Annotated in this window: 12 protein-coding genes, 1 tRNA gene and 3 pseudogenes; 4 read left to right on the top strand and 12 right to left on the bottom strand. The window is 67.7% G+C overall.

Annotated elements, in window-relative coordinates; genetic code table 11:
- Positions 1 to 94 precede the first annotated feature (94 nt).
- Positions 95 to 2,137 (top strand): phenylacetic acid degradation bifunctional protein PaaZ, encoded by a 2,043-nt coding sequence (gene paaZ / locus ACP15J_RS05155; RefSeq protein ID WP_424937428.1) that lies wholly within the window; start codon positions 95 to 97, stop codon positions 2,135 to 2,137.
- Here paaZ and ACP15J_RS05160 read toward each other — a convergent pair.
- Positions 2,089 to 3,492, bottom strand: coding sequence for an FAD-dependent oxidoreductase (locus ACP15J_RS05160; RefSeq protein WP_424937427.1), 1,404 nt, complete (start codon positions 3,490 to 3,492; stop codon positions 2,089 to 2,091). The genes paaZ and ACP15J_RS05160 overlap by 49 nt on opposite strands.
- Before the next feature lie 11 nt (positions 3,493 to 3,503).
- Positions 3,504 to 3,830, bottom strand: a complete 327-nt coding sequence (fdxA, locus tag ACP15J_RS05165; RefSeq protein ID WP_424937426.1) for a ferredoxin — start codon at positions 3,828 to 3,830, stop codon at positions 3,504 to 3,506.
- A 114-nt stretch (positions 3,831 to 3,944) separates the two neighbouring features.
- On the opposite strand from fdxA, the gene ACP15J_RS05170 reads away from it, so the two are divergent.
- Positions 3,945 to 4,571, top strand: a complete 627-nt coding sequence (locus ACP15J_RS05170; RefSeq protein WP_424937425.1) for a superoxide dismutase — start codon at positions 3,945 to 3,947, stop codon at positions 4,569 to 4,571.
- Between the two features lie 2 nt (positions 4,572 to 4,573).
- Positions 4,574 to 5,050: a redox-sensitive transcriptional activator SoxR gene (gene soxR / locus ACP15J_RS05175; RefSeq protein ID WP_424937424.1), complete on the top strand. Its 477-nt coding sequence runs from the start codon at positions 4,574 to 4,576 to the stop codon at positions 5,048 to 5,050.
- Between the two features lie 321 nt (positions 5,051 to 5,371).
- Here the strand turns inward: soxR and ACP15J_RS05180 are convergent, their stop codons facing one another.
- Positions 5,372 to 5,944 (bottom strand): TetR family transcriptional regulator C-terminal domain-containing protein, encoded by a 573-nt coding sequence (locus ACP15J_RS05180; protein WP_424937423.1) that lies wholly within the window; start codon positions 5,942 to 5,944, stop codon positions 5,372 to 5,374.
- Between the two features lie 301 nt (positions 5,945 to 6,245).
- On the opposite strand from ACP15J_RS05180, the gene ACP15J_RS05185 reads away from it, so the two are divergent.
- Positions 6,246 to 6,977, top strand: coding sequence for an AfsA-related hotdog domain-containing protein (locus ACP15J_RS05185; RefSeq protein WP_424937422.1), 732 nt, complete (start codon positions 6,246 to 6,248; stop codon positions 6,975 to 6,977).
- Between the two features lie 118 nt (positions 6,978 to 7,095).
- On the opposite strand, the gene ACP15J_RS05190 is transcribed toward ACP15J_RS05185, so the two are convergent.
- The 9 genes and pseudogenes from ACP15J_RS05190 to ACP15J_RS05230 form a co-directional block, all read right to left on the bottom strand.
- Positions 7,096 to 7,461, bottom strand: coding sequence for a methylated-DNA--[protein]-cysteine S-methyltransferase (locus ACP15J_RS05190; RefSeq protein WP_424937421.1), 366 nt, complete (start codon positions 7,459 to 7,461; stop codon positions 7,096 to 7,098).
- A gap of 455 nt (positions 7,462 to 7,916) precedes the next feature.
- Positions 7,917 to 8,707: pseudogene (locus tag ACP15J_RS05195) on the bottom strand (IS256 family transposase).
- Between the two features lie 574 nt (positions 8,708 to 9,281).
- Complete coding sequence (locus tag ACP15J_RS05200; RefSeq protein ID WP_424937420.1) at positions 9,282 to 10,211, bottom strand: hypothetical protein; 930 nt, start codon at positions 10,209 to 10,211, stop codon at positions 9,282 to 9,284.
- A gap of 189 nt (positions 10,212 to 10,400) precedes the next feature.
- The gene (locus ACP15J_RS05205; protein ID WP_424980848.1) at positions 10,401 to 11,537 is read right to left on the bottom strand and encodes a glycine-rich protein; all 1,137 of its coding nucleotides are present in this window, start codon (positions 11,535 to 11,537) and stop codon (positions 10,401 to 10,403) included.
- A 192-nt stretch (positions 11,538 to 11,729) separates the two neighbouring features.
- A pseudogene (locus tag ACP15J_RS05210) lies at positions 11,730 to 12,002 on the bottom strand (transposase); the annotation flags it as partial.
- Positions 11,957 to 12,625 (bottom strand): hypothetical protein, encoded by a 669-nt coding sequence (locus ACP15J_RS05215; RefSeq protein WP_424937417.1) that lies wholly within the window; start codon positions 12,623 to 12,625, stop codon positions 11,957 to 11,959. The gene ACP15J_RS05215 and the pseudogene ACP15J_RS05210, both read right to left, overlap by 46 nt.
- An 827-nt stretch (positions 12,626 to 13,452) precedes the next feature.
- Positions 13,453 to 14,629 (bottom strand): annotated as a pseudogene (locus ACP15J_RS05220) (IS3 family transposase).
- A 368-nt stretch (positions 14,630 to 14,997) separates the two neighbouring features.
- A tRNA-Ala gene (locus ACP15J_RS05225) sits at positions 14,998 to 15,073 on the bottom strand.
- A gap of 61 nt (positions 15,074 to 15,134) precedes the next feature.
- The gene (locus ACP15J_RS05230) at positions 15,135 to 16,013 is read right to left on the bottom strand and encodes a hypothetical protein (protein ID WP_424937416.1); all 879 of its coding nucleotides are present in this window, start codon (positions 16,011 to 16,013) and stop codon (positions 15,135 to 15,137) included.
- Positions 16,014 to 16,154 lie beyond the last annotated feature (141 nt).

The following is a 16,154-nucleotide window of genomic DNA, read 5'->3' on the forward strand; positions in this document are numbered from 1 at the left end:
CCTATTTACTGACCGAACGTTCTGTACTACTGTGACACACGAACGCGGTCGGCGCAACGACGCACCGCAGGAACGATCGGAAGGGAACAGCACCGTGAGCGCACTTCTGGAGAGCTACGTCGCCGGCCGATGGTTCCGGGCGCAGGACGAGGGCGTCACCGTTCTGGACGCCGCCACCGGCGACATCGTGGCCAGGGTCTCCAGCGCCGGCCTCGACGCCGGTGCGCTCGTCGCCCATGCCCGAGAGGTCGGCGGACCCGCGATCCGCGCATTGACCTTCCACGAGCGCGCCGGCCTCCTCAAGGAGCTGGCCCTCCACCTCGGCTCCGTCAAGGACGAGCTCTATCCGCTCTCCTTCCGCACCGGCGCGACCATGCGCGACTCCTTCGTCGACATCGACGGCGGGATCGGCACCCTGTTCTCCTACGCGAGCAAGGGCAAGCGGGAGCTGCCGAACGACGTGGTCTACCTCGACGGCGCCGCCGAGCCCCTCGGCCGGGGCGGCACCTTCCTCGGTCAGCACGTCTACACCTCCCGCACGGGCGTCGCCGTACAGATCAACGCCTTCAACTTCCCCGTGTGGGGCATGCTCGAGAAGCTCGCTCCCGCATTCCTCGCCGGACTCCCCAGCATCGTGAAGCCCGCGACCCAGACCGCCTACCTCACCGCCGCCGTCGTGCGCCGCATCGTGGAGTCCGGGATCCTCCCCGAGGGCTCGCTCCAGTTCATCGCCGGCAGCACCGGCACACTGTTCGACCACCTCGGCGAGCAGGACTCGGTCGCCTTCACCGGCTCGGCGCGCACCGCCGAGATCCTCCGCCGTGACCCGGCCGTGCAGGAGCGCGGCCTCCGGCTGGGCGTCGAGGCCGACTCCCTCAACGCCTCGATCCTGGGCACGGACGTGACCGAGGGCGATCCGGAGTTCGACCTCTTCGTCAAGGGCGTCGTGACCGAGATGACCGTCAAGGCCGGGCAGAAATGCACCGCGATCCGCCGGGCGATCGTGCCGGAGGCCATCGCGGACCGGGTGATCGCGGCGCTCTCGGACCGGCTGTCGAGGATCGTCGTGGGCGATCCGTCCGACGAGTCCGTGCGGATGGGGGCGCTCGCGAGCCTCGACCAGCGCGAGGAGGTGCGGCGGGCGATCGCGGAGCTCCGCCGCGGGGCCGACCTCGTCTACGGCGACCCCGACGTCGTCGAGCCGGTCGGCGCCGACGCCACGTCCGGCGCCTTCCTCGCGCCCGTGCTGCTGCGCGCGCACGAGGGCGCCAGCGAGCCGCACGACGTCGAGCCCTTCGGCCCGGTGAGCACCGTGCTCACGTATCGGACGGTCGAGGAGGCCGTCGCGCTGACCGCCCGCGGCCGCGGCAGCCTCGTGGCCTCCGTCGTGACGCACGACCCCGCCTTCGCCCGCGCGGTGGTCCTGGGCCTGGCCCCCTGGCACGGCCGTGTGCTCGTGCTCGACCGCGACGACGCCGGGGAGTCCACCGGCCACGGCAGCCCCCTCCCGACGCTCGTGCACGGCGGCCCGGGCCGCGCCGGCGGCGGAGAGGAGCTCGGCGGCATCCGCGGCGTGCTCCACCACATGCAGCGGACCGCGATCCAGGGCTCACCCGACATGCTGACCGCGATCACGGGACGTTGGACGACAGGCTCGCACCGCGAGATCTCGGATCTCCATCCGTTCCGCAAGAGCCTGGCCGACCTGCGGATCGGCGACGGGATCTCGTCGCCGCCCCGCGCGGTGTCGAGGGACGACATCGACCATTTCGCCGAGTTCACCGGCGACCGGTTCTACGCGCACACCGACCCCGAGGCCGCCGCAGCCAACCCGCTCTTCGGCGGGATCGTCGCGCACGGCTATCTCGTCGTCTCGCTCGCCGCCGGTCTCTTCGTCGAGCCGAACCCGGGCCCCGTCCTGGCCAACTTCGGCATCGACGGCCTGCGCTTCCTCACCCCGGTCAAGGCCGGCGACACGATCCGCGTGCAGCTGACGGTGAAGCAGATCACCCCCCGCACCTCCGCCGACTACGGCGAGGTGCGCTGGGACGCCGTCGTGCTCAACCAGGACGACGAGCAGGTCGCCGGCTACGACGTGCTCACCCTCGTCGCCAAGACCTGGCCGCCCGCCGACTGAGCCGCCTCTTCTTCTCTTGCCAGCCCGACGAGCTCCGCACGATCGACGATCTTCGTACGCGCACGCCCGCGCTCCGCGCCGAGGCGCTGCTCGGCCCCGTCGATCCGGAGCCAGCCGCGCCAGCCGATCGGGGTGCGTCCGCGCTCGGCGAGAAGACGGAGGATCTCTTCTCCGCCCGGCCTTCCCGCTCCTGAGGAGACGTCGGCGAGGAGAGTGTCGACCGTCTGGCGCGCGTCGGCCTTGGTGGAGCCGATGAGGCCGACAGGCCCTCGCTTGATCCAGCCCGTCGTGAAGAGGCCCGGGATCCGAGCGCCGTCCTCGTCCAGGACCGCTCCCGCTTCGTGCGGGATCGTGGACGAGGACGCGTCGAAAGGCACGCCCCGAAGCGGGGAGCCGGCGTATCCGATCGCCCGGTAGACGGCCTGCACCGCATGTTCCTCGAAGACGCCGGAGCCACGGACCCGCCCCAGCTCATCCGCGACCGTGTGCTCCACCCGCAATCCCTCCACCCGCCCACGGCCGAGCAGGGCCGCCGGCGCACGGCGGAAGTGCAGGTGCACTCGGCGAGTCGCCGTCCGCGGTCCGTCCGCGAGCGCGGCCCACTCCCTCATGGTCCGCACCAGGACGCGCCGCTGCGCGAACTGGGCGGTCATGCGCTCCAGGTGCGGATCGGGCTCCAGCTCCGCGGGGTCGACGATCACGTCCACGTCCTCCTGCTCGCCGAGCTCGCGCAGCTCCAACGGCGAGAAGCGCACGTCGGCGGGGCCGCGGCGCGCGAAAAGGTGGAGATCACGGATCGGATTGGCGGCGAGACCGTCCGCGACGTCATCCGAGATGTCGGTGACCGCGAGGGTGCGCGCGTGTTTGATGAGCATCCTCGCCACGTCCAGCGCGACGTTGCCCGCGCCGATGACAGCGACGGACTCGGCGACCAGCGGCCAGTCCCGCGGGACATCGGGATGCCCGTCGTACCAGGAGACGAAGTCGGCCGCGCCGAAGGACCCGGGCAGCTCGATCCCCGGGATGTCCAGCGGAGCGTCCTTGATCGCCCCCGTCGCCACGATCACGGCGTCATAGGCCCGTCGCAGCTCATCCACCGTCACATCGGAGCCGACGTCGACATCGCACAGGAGCCGGACCCGCTCGCTCTCGAGCATCACGTGCAGGGAGTCGATGATCTTCTTGATCCGCGGATGGTCCGGGGAGACCCCGTAGCGCACCAGGCCGTACGGCGCGGGGAGCCGCTCGAAGAGATCGATCCGGTCGTCCGGTGCGAGCTCAGCGAGGATGTCCGCCGCGTAGATCCCCGCCGGACCCGCTCCGACCACCGCGATCTGCCTGGGCGTGCGCGTCATCGTCCCGCCCCTCACTCCTCCGTCTCCTGCGGCGGGAGGGCGGCGACGAGCGGGTGGTCGGACGGGATGAGCCCGGTCCGCGCCGCCCCTCCCGGCGAGCCGATCTCGCGGAAGAACTCGACGTTGGCGGAGTAGTAGTCGATGTACTCGTCGGGAAGGTCGTCCTCGTAGTAGATGGCCTCGACCGGGCAGACCGGCTCGCAGGCGCCGCAGTCGACGCATTCGTCGGGGTGGATGTAGAGCATCCGCTCGCCTTCGTAGATGCAGTCGACGGGGCATTCGTCGAGACAGGCCTTGTCCTTCAGGTCCACGCACGGGAGGGCGATCACGTAGGTCACGAGCCCGACGCTACGACCTCAACCGCGGTTGACCTCAAATGACCTCAACCGGACTTGACCTCAACCGTGGTTGAGGTCGTACGGTCGAAGACGTCCGCACGAAAGGAATCAGCGATGCCCCTCTACACACTGCCCGACCTCCCCTACGACTACTCCGCGCTCGAGCCGCACATCTCCGGCCGCATCATGGAGCTGCACCACGACAAGCACCATGCCGCCTACGTGGCGGGGGCCAACACCGCGCTGGAGAAGCTCGAGGAGGCCAGAGCGAACGGCGACTACGCCGCGGTGAACCTGCACGAGAAGAACCTCGCCTTCAACCTGGGCGGGCACACCAACCACACGGTGTTCTGGGAGAACCTGTCCCCGCACGGCGGCGGCGAACCCGAGGGCGAGCTGGCCGCGGCGATCGCCGACCAGTTCGGCTCCTTCGCCGCCTTCCAGGCGCACTTCGCCGCCGCCGCGACCGGCATCCAGGGCTCGGGCTGGGCAGTGCTCGGCTGGGACTCGATCGGTCAGAGGATGGCGATCTTCCAGCTCTTCGACCAGCAGGCGAACGTCCCGGTGGGCATCACGCCGCTGTTCATGCTGGACATGTGGGAGCATGCGTTCTACCTCGACTACCTCAACGTCAAGGCCGACTACGTCACGGCCGTGTGGAACCTCGCGAACTGGGCCGACGTCGCCGCCCGTCTCGATCGGGCCCGCAGCGCGACGGCAGGCCTCATCGCGGGGGCCTGAGCATGACCGGGGCCGGGCACATCGATCCGGACGTCCCCCTCACCATCGGCGAGGTGATCGGACGGACCGGCGTGCCCGCCTCCGCGCTCCACTTCTACGAGCGCAAGGGGCTGATCCACTCCACGCGCAACAGCAGCAATCAACGCCTCTACGCCCGGCACATGCTGCGGCGCATCTCGCTGATCATCGTCGCCAAGCGGATCGGCATCCCCCTGTCCGATCTCGCCTCCGTCTTCGACGGCCTCCCCCGAGACCGTGCCCCGACGCAGGACGACTGGCAACGGATGTCGCGCGCGTGGCGGCGCCAGATCCAGGAGCGGCGCCGGATCCTGGAGAATCTGGAGCACGAGCTCACCGGCTGCATCGGCTGCGGCTGCCTGTCGATGAAAGCCTGCCGTCTGCTCAACCCGGACGACGCGCTCCAGCACGACGGCCCAGGGCCCGTGCGCCTTCAGGACGCGTCGGAGCGGCAGGACTGAGCGACGGCACCGGCGGCTCCCGGCGAATCAGGCCGCCGAGACGCGCTCCTGGACGATGAGGCGTCCGCGGGCCTCTGGTCGAGGAAGGACGAAGGGGCCGCGACCCGAACGCGGCCCCTTCGCGACGCTCGGCGGAGTTTCCCGATCTCCCGCCGGCGTGGTGACGCCCTCCTCGCGCGCAATGCCGACGAGCTCTGAGCCCATCGCGATGCCCACTGCACTCCTCGGCGATCACCCTGCCTACAGCATACACGTGTATCTGAATCAAGGACAGCCCTGATTTCGCCCGTCTCCACGCAGGAAGAGGTGCAGGACGGCAGGCTAGGAGGCGCCGCGGAGCACGTACTCGGCCGTGCGCCTGGTGTACTCGGGCAGACGCGCCCTGCGTCCGCGGGCCTCGGCGACCCGCCTGCTGCCCTCGAAGGTCGCGACGAGGGAGTGCGCGATGAGCTCGACGTCTGCATCCGGCGGCAGCTCACCGGCGGCGACGGCGTCGCCGAGCATCCGCTCCATGACGACCAGCCAGCCCTCGAACGGGATCGGGAGCTCCGCCGGAATGACGTCGCGTTCACTCATGAGCCGGATGCTGGCACGCGCCGAGACGTCGCTCACATAGTGCTCGGCGACGTGGGTGACGAGGTCGAGGATCCCGGTGATGCCCTCCCCGAGCTCACCGTCGGGCCCGAGGAACTTCCCGGTCCGGAACGGCGCCCAGGCGATCTCGGCGGCGAGCTCCGCCTTGGACGAGATGTAGTTCTGCACGACGGTGCGCTGCAGCCCGAGCCGTTCGGCGATGCTGCCGTAGGAGGTAAGCGTGTATCCCTTGGCCGCGAACTCCTCGGCCGCCGCTGTCATCACCTGGCGACGGCGCGTCGGGTTTCCGTTCCTCGCCATGGGATCTCAGCGTACGCCACCGGCCCGCGCCTCGCACGTGCACCGCCGGTCCGCGCGTGAAGACGCTTCGAGATACGTCCGCACGGCATTCTTCCCCGCCGTCCCTCCGGCACAGCCAGGCAGGGCCAGACGATGAAAGAGGAACGCGGACGGCGCTCCGCACGAGAGGGCTGTCGTCTTACCGGCCTGTTCTGTCGGTAAGACCGCCATAACGACGCTCGGCGACGATCGGCTCCTGCTGTTCTGCTACGTTCTCACCAGACCGGGGGGTTTGAGAACATCTGACCCCGAGGAGTCGTCGATGAGTGCCCCGACGCTGAAGTCGCTCGCACACAAGAGCTGTGAGTCCCAGGTCCTGATCTCCGCCGTGGATTCGCAGGGCTCGGCCGTCTCGATCCCCCGCGCGCACCGGGTCGTCCCGACAGGTCGACGCACCGTGCCGACGGTCCTCCTCGTGGAGGGGCTCCGGCAGGCGGGGTTCGCCGCCGCGCACACGACGCTCGACGTCCCGCTGGACGCCTCGTTCCTCCTCGACGAGGTCGCCCTCGTCCTGACCGGTGCCCCCGTGCCGTTCCCGGACTACGGGCCTTCCGCGCTCCGTTACGAGGTGTCGGCGAGCGACGTCGACCGCCGCGGCTGTCGATTCGACATGACGGTCCTCGCCCCCTCCGGCACGACGGTCGCCACCGGACACGCGCTCACGCGCTGGCTCCGCCCCGCACAATACGCCGCCGTGCGCCGCGAGCGTCCGGCGCCGACGACCCGGCGCATGGACGAGGGAGACGTGGCCTGGGACCTCGACGACCCGTTCCACTTCGACCATCCCGCGGACCACGTCCCCGGGATCCTGTTCGTGGCCGTGGCCGAGGATCACGCCATGGACGTCCGCGGCGGGAGCTTCCGCGGCGGACGGTGGGCGTTCCCCCGGTTCGCCGAGCTCGACGCGCCGATCGTCGTCGACGACGACGGCACGGCCCTCGCGTTCCGGCAGCGTGGCGAGCTCGTCGCCTCCTTCCTCCCCGCGGCCGGCTGACCCCGGCCGGCCGGTCCGGCTGAACGCCGTGGGCCGTTCCCCCACCCTCCCCCCTGCCGGCTCTCAGGCACGGTGCTCCTCCCGCCTCTCGGGCGAGATCACTCTCAGGGGCACGGCCTCAGAACAGCGCGGACGGGAGTGCGCCCTCGTGCTCGAGCAGCCAGCGCTTGGTGACGAGCCCTTCCCCCGGAGCACCGCCGGAGTATCCGCCGAGGCCATCGCTCGCCACGACGCGATGGCAGGGCACGATGATCGGGATCGGGTTGGCGCCCATGATCGACCCGATCGCCCGTGCAGGCACCGCCGTTCCGCTGCGCTCGGCGAGTTCGCCATACGTCACCGTCTCGCCGTGGCGCACCGTGTCGTGCAGAGCGAGGAGCACGACCCTGCTCGTCTCGGACTGGAGGCCCAGGTCGAAGGGCAGGTCGAAGCTCGTCCGCTCCCCCGCGAAATACGCGCGGAGCTGGCCCAGTGCCTCCGCCACCAGCGTAGCCCCGTGAAGCCGCGTACGGCGCGTCTTGGGAAGAAGCTTCCCTCGAGTACCGAGAAGGCGATCGTCGAGGGCTACCGTGCAGGCCGAACGGTCTACGAGCTTGCGGGCGAGCACGGCGTGCATCGAGTGACAGTGAGTGCTGTCATCAAGCGTAAAGGGGCCTCCATGCGCCGGCAGCCTCCCACCGAGGAGCAGGTAAACTAGATGATCCGCCTCTACGGCGAAGGTCTCTCCCTCCAGCGAGTCGGCGACCGCCTGGGCTTCAACGCGAGCACCATACTCAACAAGCTCAGGAGTCGAGGCGTCTCCACGCGCGACTCTCACGGCAGGGAGTAGATCAATGCTGACGTCCTCTACCTACTTCTGTCGGGGCGCCGCACGACGTGCCTTCTGTTAACGCCGAAGCGGGGTCTGTCCGATGAACGGTGTTTCTGGGCCGGCGGTCATTAGTTGATTCGGCCTTCGAAGGCGATCACGAACGCGTTCAACGCAGGCTTCCACCTCGTCGCCCAGCGTGCCCTGCCGCGCCCTGTCGGGTCAAGCGAGCGGGTCACGAGGTAGAGGCATTTCAGCGCGGCCGCATCGTTCGGGAAGTGCCCGCGGGCACGGACCGCGCGGCGGTGTCCCTCTCCCCGTTCACCGTAACGCCGACGGCGATATAGAACGGCTTGTTCCGCACCTGCCCGTCGCGGACCTTCACCACCAGGGCGTCGATGAACACGACAGGGTAGACCCGATCCAGCGGCCGGTTCTGCCACTCCATCATCTCCTCGATCACCTTGTCCGTGATCCTCGAGATCGTGTCCTTGCTCACAGAGGCGCCGTAGACGTCATCGAAGTGCGCGGCGACCTCCCCGGTCGTCAACCCGCGCGCAGTCAGCGACAGCACGATCTCGTCCACATCGGTCAGTCGTCGTTGCCGCTTCTTGACGATCTTCAGGTCGAACGCCCCGTCTCGATCCCTCGGCACGTCGATCTGCACCGGGCCGACCTCCGTCAGCACGGTCTTCGATCTGGAGCCGTTGCGGATGTTGCCGCCGTCGGCGGGCTGATGCTTGTCTCGGCCGAGGTGCTCGGTCATCTCCGCATCCAGTGCTGTCTCCAGCACCCGCTTCGTCAACCCGTTCAGCAGCCCGTCCGGACCCAGCAGGTCGACGCCCTGTTCCTTCGCTTGCTTCAGCAACTGCTCCGCGAGCTGCTGCTCATCGATGATCTCCCCAGTCACAGGATCGATCATCTCGGTCGTGTCCATCACGGCCTGTTCCTTTCGGTCAGGTCGGCCCAGAAACACCGAAAATCAGACAGTCCCGCCCCTGGCGGACAGTCGAGCAGGTTGAGCTCGCGACCCTCGAATGGTCTGGTGGCGGAACAAGTCACGGCTCCACGGAGAGCTCGACATGCGCACCCCGATCGAGGTTGAGGACGCGTACTAAGCTGGCCAAGAATCAGGCCAACCGGCAACCGCCGGACAAGGCTCCCGATAGGAACGAAACCCAGGCCGATTCACCCGCATAGAAGCGGCAGAGACCCGGGGACGATTCACTCAACGCACAGATCCGGGACCTGCTCCGCCGCCACCGCGGCATGACCGAGGAACACCGCCGCCGCGCGGCCGAATGGTTCCTCACGCTTCACAAGCTACCCCTCGACCTCGCCAAGCCCATCGAATCAGACACCACCCGCACCGACCCAGAGCCCCACGACCAGATCAGCCGCACCCTCTACGACACCGGCCTCGACGCCACCGAAGGCCTCTGGCTCAGATCAGGCTGGGCTGGAGGGTCTTCACCCGCGCGATGGAGGCTGTATCGCTACAGACGATCGACATCGGCCTCATCGTTGGACCCCCACCGTATTGCGAGAACACCTGGCCCGAACCCCCTGCGCACGACGTGCGCTGATGCGCCTGTCAGCTGAAGCGGCACAGAAACCTCTCCGTGTCCAATGTCTTCGAACTCCTCGACCCACGCAGGGAGAGCCGCAGGATCAAACCGCACCCAGACGGCAACCTCCCGTGCCCGTCGAGCGACCCCATACCCGCAGCTGCGATCGACAGGAAAGCTCTCCGGATACTGCACGACGTACTCAATGAAAACGGTGCCGGGGGCAGCAACCGGAGCGTCGAGCTCGTAGCGGGCTCCAACCATGGCGCCGGTCGGGTGCAGGTACCTGCGCGTGAACTTCCCGCCACCACGAGCAACGAGACGCGGGATCTCTGGGATACGTTCATCGAACAGCGTCGCGATCGAAATTGCATCGACGACACCGCTGGTAGCCTGCACCAGCAGTCGATATGAGTGCTCGCGCACGCCTCTAGATGCGCTCACGTCCGCAACGACGGTGGCGTGGAGAACGCGCAGCAAATGTGCATTCGTTGCAGACAGAGCCGCCTCGGTCTCCGAATAGATCTGGGCGAGTTCGTGATCGGAGAACACGGCACCGACGCTACGCACCTGGCCACTCCTGCGCGACCACCGCACAAGGCGTTCCAGCACCCCCGCCCCCAGCCCGAGGATCTCCTCGAGTTCGACCACCGCTGTACGAGATTGGGCACCCTCAGGATAGCGAGCGCCAGTGCGCCAGGCGCTGAGCGTGGCGACGGAAACAGGATTGCCGCGATCAGTCAGCCGTCGATGAAGCTCTCTCAAGCTCAGATCGCGGGCAGCAACGGCACGAGAAAACGCATCGGCGAAGGCCCGACGATCGCTGTCCTGAGTCGACGAAGATTCGTCAGCGGTCATTCTGTCAGTCCTCGGCAGAAGGAAGCACCATACCGTCAACGTGCCGGATAAGGCGCTGCACAGCAGTGGCGTAAGACGCTGCCGGCACGCGAGGTAGGGCGCCCAGCAGCTTGGGGATACCGACAAGATAGCCCTGCCTCCGAACTCGGAGACAGGGCTAACCTGCAGTGTGAGGGCGTTACGCCGAGATCAGTCGCAGATCTCGTAGGTCAGCATGATTGAGCCCGGGTTACGGCGATTGGTCCTGTCAGTGTTCCCTGCCAGAGAGACGACCCCTGTCGCGCTCGGATCAACATAGCTTGAGCCACCTCCACCAGGCCCGCCGAAGGCGATGTAGCCCGACGTGTTGGGTATCCCATTACCGGCAATCACGGTACCGGCACTGCCCCCGCCAGCGTATCCGCCGCCTCCGCCACCGGAGCCACCACGATAGGCGAGATGAGGACTCGTGGGATCCCAAGTGCTCTTACCATCAGCCCCGTTGCGACCGTTGCCGGCTGTGCCGCTCTGGAGCCTCCGGATGACGCCCGGCGTCGGGGAAGTCGGATCTAGTCCGGCCGCTCCCGGCGTTGCCCCAATGGCTCCGCTGCCGCCGGGGATAGTGAAGGTCCTGCTTACGGGGGAGATGAGCTGAAGCGTCCAGTCCTCTGCATCCTCGCCGGCGTTCCCTCCGTTGCCTCCGGACTCAGTCCACCGATAGGCACCCGAGATACGGTAACCGGCACCAGCGCCACCACCACCTCCAGCAACGACCAAAGGACGGCCACCACTCAGGATTGCAGATCCACCCCCACCGCCGCTACCAGTACTGGTGCTGGAATTAGATGGGACGCCCGTCGGGGCCAGCGCATCACCCCCGTCGCCGTACCCTTTACCGCCTGTGACGGTAGCAACGTTGTTTTGCCTCCAAAGGCCCCCGCCCTGTCCAACGATCAGGGTCAGCGCCTGTCCGGAGGTGACTGGAATCTCGCCGGTGACAAGAGCCCCACTACCGGGGAGAACGGCCCGAAGCCAGTTGTCCTGCTCAGGCTCAATAGCCCACCCTCCGCCTGCCCCGCCAATAACGGTATAGCCGATTGAAGTCACGCCTTCGGGCACGATGAAGGTCTCCGTGGTGCCCTCGGCCGAGTTCGGGTCGGGTGCTGGCACGTTGTACGTGACTGTGCGGCAATTCCCGGTGCTCGCGGCGGCCATAGGCACGGCGCTTGACGTCGCGATGATGGGAACCGACCAGGCCACTCCCTTGACGATCGTGCGTCGCGGTAGTTCAGCTCCCTGGCTGTGTGCAGTCAGCTCGGTGTTTGCACTAGAAGTGTGATCAGTCATTCAGTCTTTCCGTCCCCCAACATGAACTTCACCTCGGATACATGGATCTGAAAGGCGAAAGGCAGGTTGCCCTCATCCATGTAAGGCGATCGGAGCGCAGGCCCCTCCGCGCGATCGTGGGAAACTGGACGTTCTGTCGCACAGGCTGCGACATTATGGCAAACAGTCCGAAGCATGCCCGACTTTGTGGACTCATCGTGTTCGAGGGTGTAGTAGGGGCCTGAAGTCGCCGGTTTCGAGGAGCGAGCGGGCGATGTAGTGCATGAGGTTTCGGAAGCCGAGCGCGGTGCCACGGAGGTGCTCGAGCCTGCCGTTGATCGCCTCCGATGGCCCGTTGGACGTGCCGGGATGGTCGAAGAACGCGAGGATGTCCCTTTGTGATGTGTTCAACGCCTTCCGTGTCGGCTCAGCATGTCTCCTCAGCTTGCGTGATCGCCGCATGGCTGATCCCGGGTGTGCTGCTGGTTGCGGCTGTGGTGTCGATCTACGCGGTGGGATGGTTCGCGCCCGTCGCATTCTTCTCCCTCGCTGTGGTCTCGTCCGTTGTTGCTGCCGCGGCTACGACGCGCTCGCGCTGACGGGCTATCGGCTTTGCGATCTTCTGCGCGAGCGAGAGCGCGCTGCATCTTCCGAGTTGTCGCGAATCCCGACACCGCCGCAGCCTCGCTCTGCGGTCGTCCCGCGGTGAGCACCGTGCGCGCAGTTAGAACACGCCGTTGCTCAATTGCCCGCCGAGGAGTGCCTCCGGCCGCAGTGAAGACCGCGTACAGGTTCGAGCGCGACATCATCATTCGTTGACTGAGTGCATCGACGTTGAAGTCGGGATCGCGGTGCTGCAGGTCGATGACCTGCAGCGCCTCGCCGTAGAGGCTCGCCTGTGTTCGCGTCATCGACGCAGGCATCTTAAGGGCATCCAGCATCACAGCCCCGATCGCACCGCAAAAACCCTCCAACAGAGACGCAGCGCCACGACCTTCCGCCATCTCGGGGGCAACCACGACGGCATTGGCCATGGATGCCAGCAGCGTCTGCCAAGCCGGTGTGACCTGAAGCGGCATCGCGATGAAGTCGTCGAGTGGAGGAAGCATGAGCGCTGGAGTCTGCAGCTGCCATTCGTACCGTGCCCACAGTGACTTCGCATCGGCTTCGAGCGATGCGTCCCCACGGAGCAGCAGTAGCTGCGACGGTGTGATAGCAACAGCTTGGCCAGCCATGCCGTCATCAAAGCGGAGAGTGCCCGTCCCCTCGATCGAGAGGATGGCTCGACAGGTATTCGCGGGGAGCGGCTCAGCCGCCAGGCTGCCCGGCGTCGACCAAGCGCGTGCAACGAGCCACGTATCGGAACGAGCCACCGCCACCGATGCCTGCGCAGGGGATCCCCGTCCCCTCTGGGGGCGACCTACCCACCCGATCTCCTCGATGGCCTGGGAACCAGGACGCTGGGCGGGCTGGTGGAGCCGTTCAGTTCCCACAGCGTCGGTGGAGGCAGCAGAAGTCATCGCACCCCCTGGGACGAGAACACGATGAAGGGACTGCTGGGACTGACGCGTCCCTCACGTCTCGAACCGGCGATCTAGTTTTGCGAAGCGGTGTCCACTGCCCACACTCAGTCGATCGTGAACGGAGCAGGGGCTACGGCCTATCGCTTCTTCCGCGCCTGCTGCTCAAGCATCCGCCGGTAATCAGCCTCGCTGAACGCTGTCGCCTCGGCAGGAATGCTCAGCCAGAGCGATCCCAGCAGCTCCGCACCCACTACCAACACCCGAAAACCCACCGGATTCGGGCGCATCCGGACGGGCACCGCGTCCAGATCCGGGCGCTGTCGGACTACGACGCCTTGTTCGGCGTCGACTTCACCACAACCACTACCGAATACGAGAAAGGGCGTGAGGAACGGATCGGTGACAGGTTGGGTTTAGGCCGCGAGTGTGAGCGGCTCGGCTAGCTTGGCTTCGAACTCGATGGGCGTCAAGCCGCCGAGGGTGTCCTGGGCGCGCTGGCGGTGGTACTTCCGCTCGATCCAGACCACGATCGCGAGTCGCAGTTCCTGCCGAGTCGCCACCGCTGCTGGTTGAGGACGTTCGTTTGAAGAAGCGACCAGAAGCTCTCCATCGCCGCGTTGTCTCCCGCGGCGCCGACTCTGCCCATCGATCCGACCATGTCGTGACGGCGCAGCTCGCGGGCCATCGCCCGGCTGCGAAACTGACTGCCTCTGTCGGCATGCAGGATGCAGCCAGCGATCTCACCGCGGCGGGCGACGGCGTTGCGGAGGGCGTCAACGGCGAGCTTCGCGGTCATCCGGTCCGCGATCGAGTAGCCGACGATCCGGTTGGAGAACACGTCTTTGATCGCGCAGCAGTAGAGCTTGCCTTCGCTCGTCCAATGCTCCGTGATATCGGTGAGCCAGAGCCGGTTCGCGGCATCGGCGCGGAACACCCGCTGGACGTGGTCGTCGAACACGGGCGGTCCGGCCTTCTTGCCCTTCCCGCGTCGTCGGCGTTGCGCGGACGAGAGGATCCCGGCCTGCGAGCACAGCTTCCACGCCGTCCGCCGGCTCATCCGCCACCCCGCTCTGCGGGCTTCGTCGGCGAGGTATCGGTATCCGAACGTCGGGTCCTCGTGGTGCGCGTCGTGGAGCGCGTTGATCCGATACGCGCGGAGCACGTCCGCGTCCCGGACCGGGTCGTTGCGCCACCGGTAGCAGGGCTGTCTTGCGAGCTTGAGAACCCGGCACGACACCGTCACGGGGATCCCCGCGTCGGCGAGCTCAGATACGAGCGGGTACGTCATTTTGGGGAGCCACCGAGACGCAGATTCGCCTGCGACAGATACGCCGCCGCCCGACGGAGGACCTCGTTCTCCTGCTCGAGCAGCCGGATCCGCTTCTTCAACTCCCGCGCCTCGGCCGCGTCCGCGGCGGTCTGACCGGGACGGTTCCCGTCTTCGACGTCGGCTTGGCGGAGCCAGTTCTGCAGGGTCGCTTCGCTGATACCGAAGTCAGCGGCGATCTGCTTGATGGTGACGCCGCTCTCGCGGCGACGAGCGACCGCGACGACATCCTCGCGGAACTCTCTGGGATAGGGACCGGGCATGATGACATCCTCCCCGTCAGCGCCTCCCGGCACTAACGATCAGTTGTCACCGATCCGCTCCTCACGCCCCCGTCGCAAGCTCAACCAGGCGATCTTCGCCCACGTCTACGTCGCCCACGACGAAGTCCTCGGAGACGACATCCGCTCACCACTACGGGAACTCCTCGCCGCCGAACGCGGCTGGGAGGCCCTCACCGCGGGCGCAGCACCCGAGGAGGCCCGCACCGCCACTCAAGCCGCGACAGCGCGCCACAGCGGCCCAGAAACGCCAAAAGCCGCCCCGAAGGGCGGCCTGGCCGAACTAACAAACCTCTGGCCTGACCTGCCTGGCGGCGTTTACGAGGACGCCGATTGCAGTAAGCCTCTTATGGTGGACCCAGGGGGATTCGAACCCCCGACCTCTTCATTGCGAACGAAGCGCGCTACCAACTGCGCCATGGGCCCGTGAACTCGTCTACGTTATCACGTTCCGATAGCCGGCCCGCGCACGACCACCATGGCAGGGTCAGCCGACGGCACGGCGGGCGAGAAGCTGGCGGACGTGCGCCTCGATCTCGGCGTCGTCCACGTAGCCCATCCGCGCATAGGGCGACTCGGCGGAAGGGGCCGCCGCCGCCTCCGCGTCGGCGATCGCCGCAGGGGCCTCCGGCGCCATCCGCTCTGCCCTCTGCTGGAGCTCCGCCGCGCGGGCCGCCTCGTGGGCGAGGGCGTGCGCGTCGATCGTCGCCTGTGCGGCGTGGGCACGGCTGCCGGTGACCGACACCATCGGCTGCGGAAGCGTGCGTGGCGTCCACAGCCGGGGTCCCTGGTCGTGCAGCGCAGGCCCCTCGCGACGGACGGGCTCGGCCGCCGTCGCGAAGAGCGAGGCAGCGCGGCGGGTGGAACGGGCCGCGACCGAGGCCATCCGCTGCAGCGTCACCAGGGCGAGCAGGGTCGCCGCTCCACCGATCCAGAGGACGACGGAGGCCGAGGTCGTGACGAGCTGCCACACTCCGACTCCGACGGCGCCGAGGCCCAGGACGAGCGAGACCGTCGCGACGAGCCGGGTGCGCCGACGGGCGCGCGCGCGACGATAAGCCGGATCCGCACGCGTGGCGGCGAGCTCACTGCGCAGCCGCTCGAGCTCGGCGGCCTCACGCTCGGACTGCACACGCTTGGCGAGACGCTGCTGCGCGAGCGCCGTCCGTGCTGTCAGCTCCAGGCGGACCTCCTGCGGGGTCTCGCTCGTCTCCGCGAGAACGCGCAACGCGCGGTTCAGCCGAACGGCGTTGCGTTCGGCGGCCTCGTACTGATGGCGACCGCGCCAAGAGGGAAGGAGGTACAGGAGCCAGAGCAGCACGGCGACGAGAACGATCACGCCTCCGCTCAGCACCGGTCCGTCCATGTCCTCCACGGTAGGCGACAGCCCGCCTGCTCCCCTGCCGACACGCGCGCGAGCAGGCCCATCCCGTCGCACCGCATCCGACGCCCGTCCCGACGGAAACCCGCCACCCCGCCCCGACGTCCACGGCGGGGAGTAGGGTCG

It is taken from the genome of Microbacterium sp. S308A+, from assembly GCF_049800815.1.
Lineage (GTDB): Bacteria > Actinomycetota > Actinomycetes > Actinomycetales > Microbacteriaceae > Microbacterium.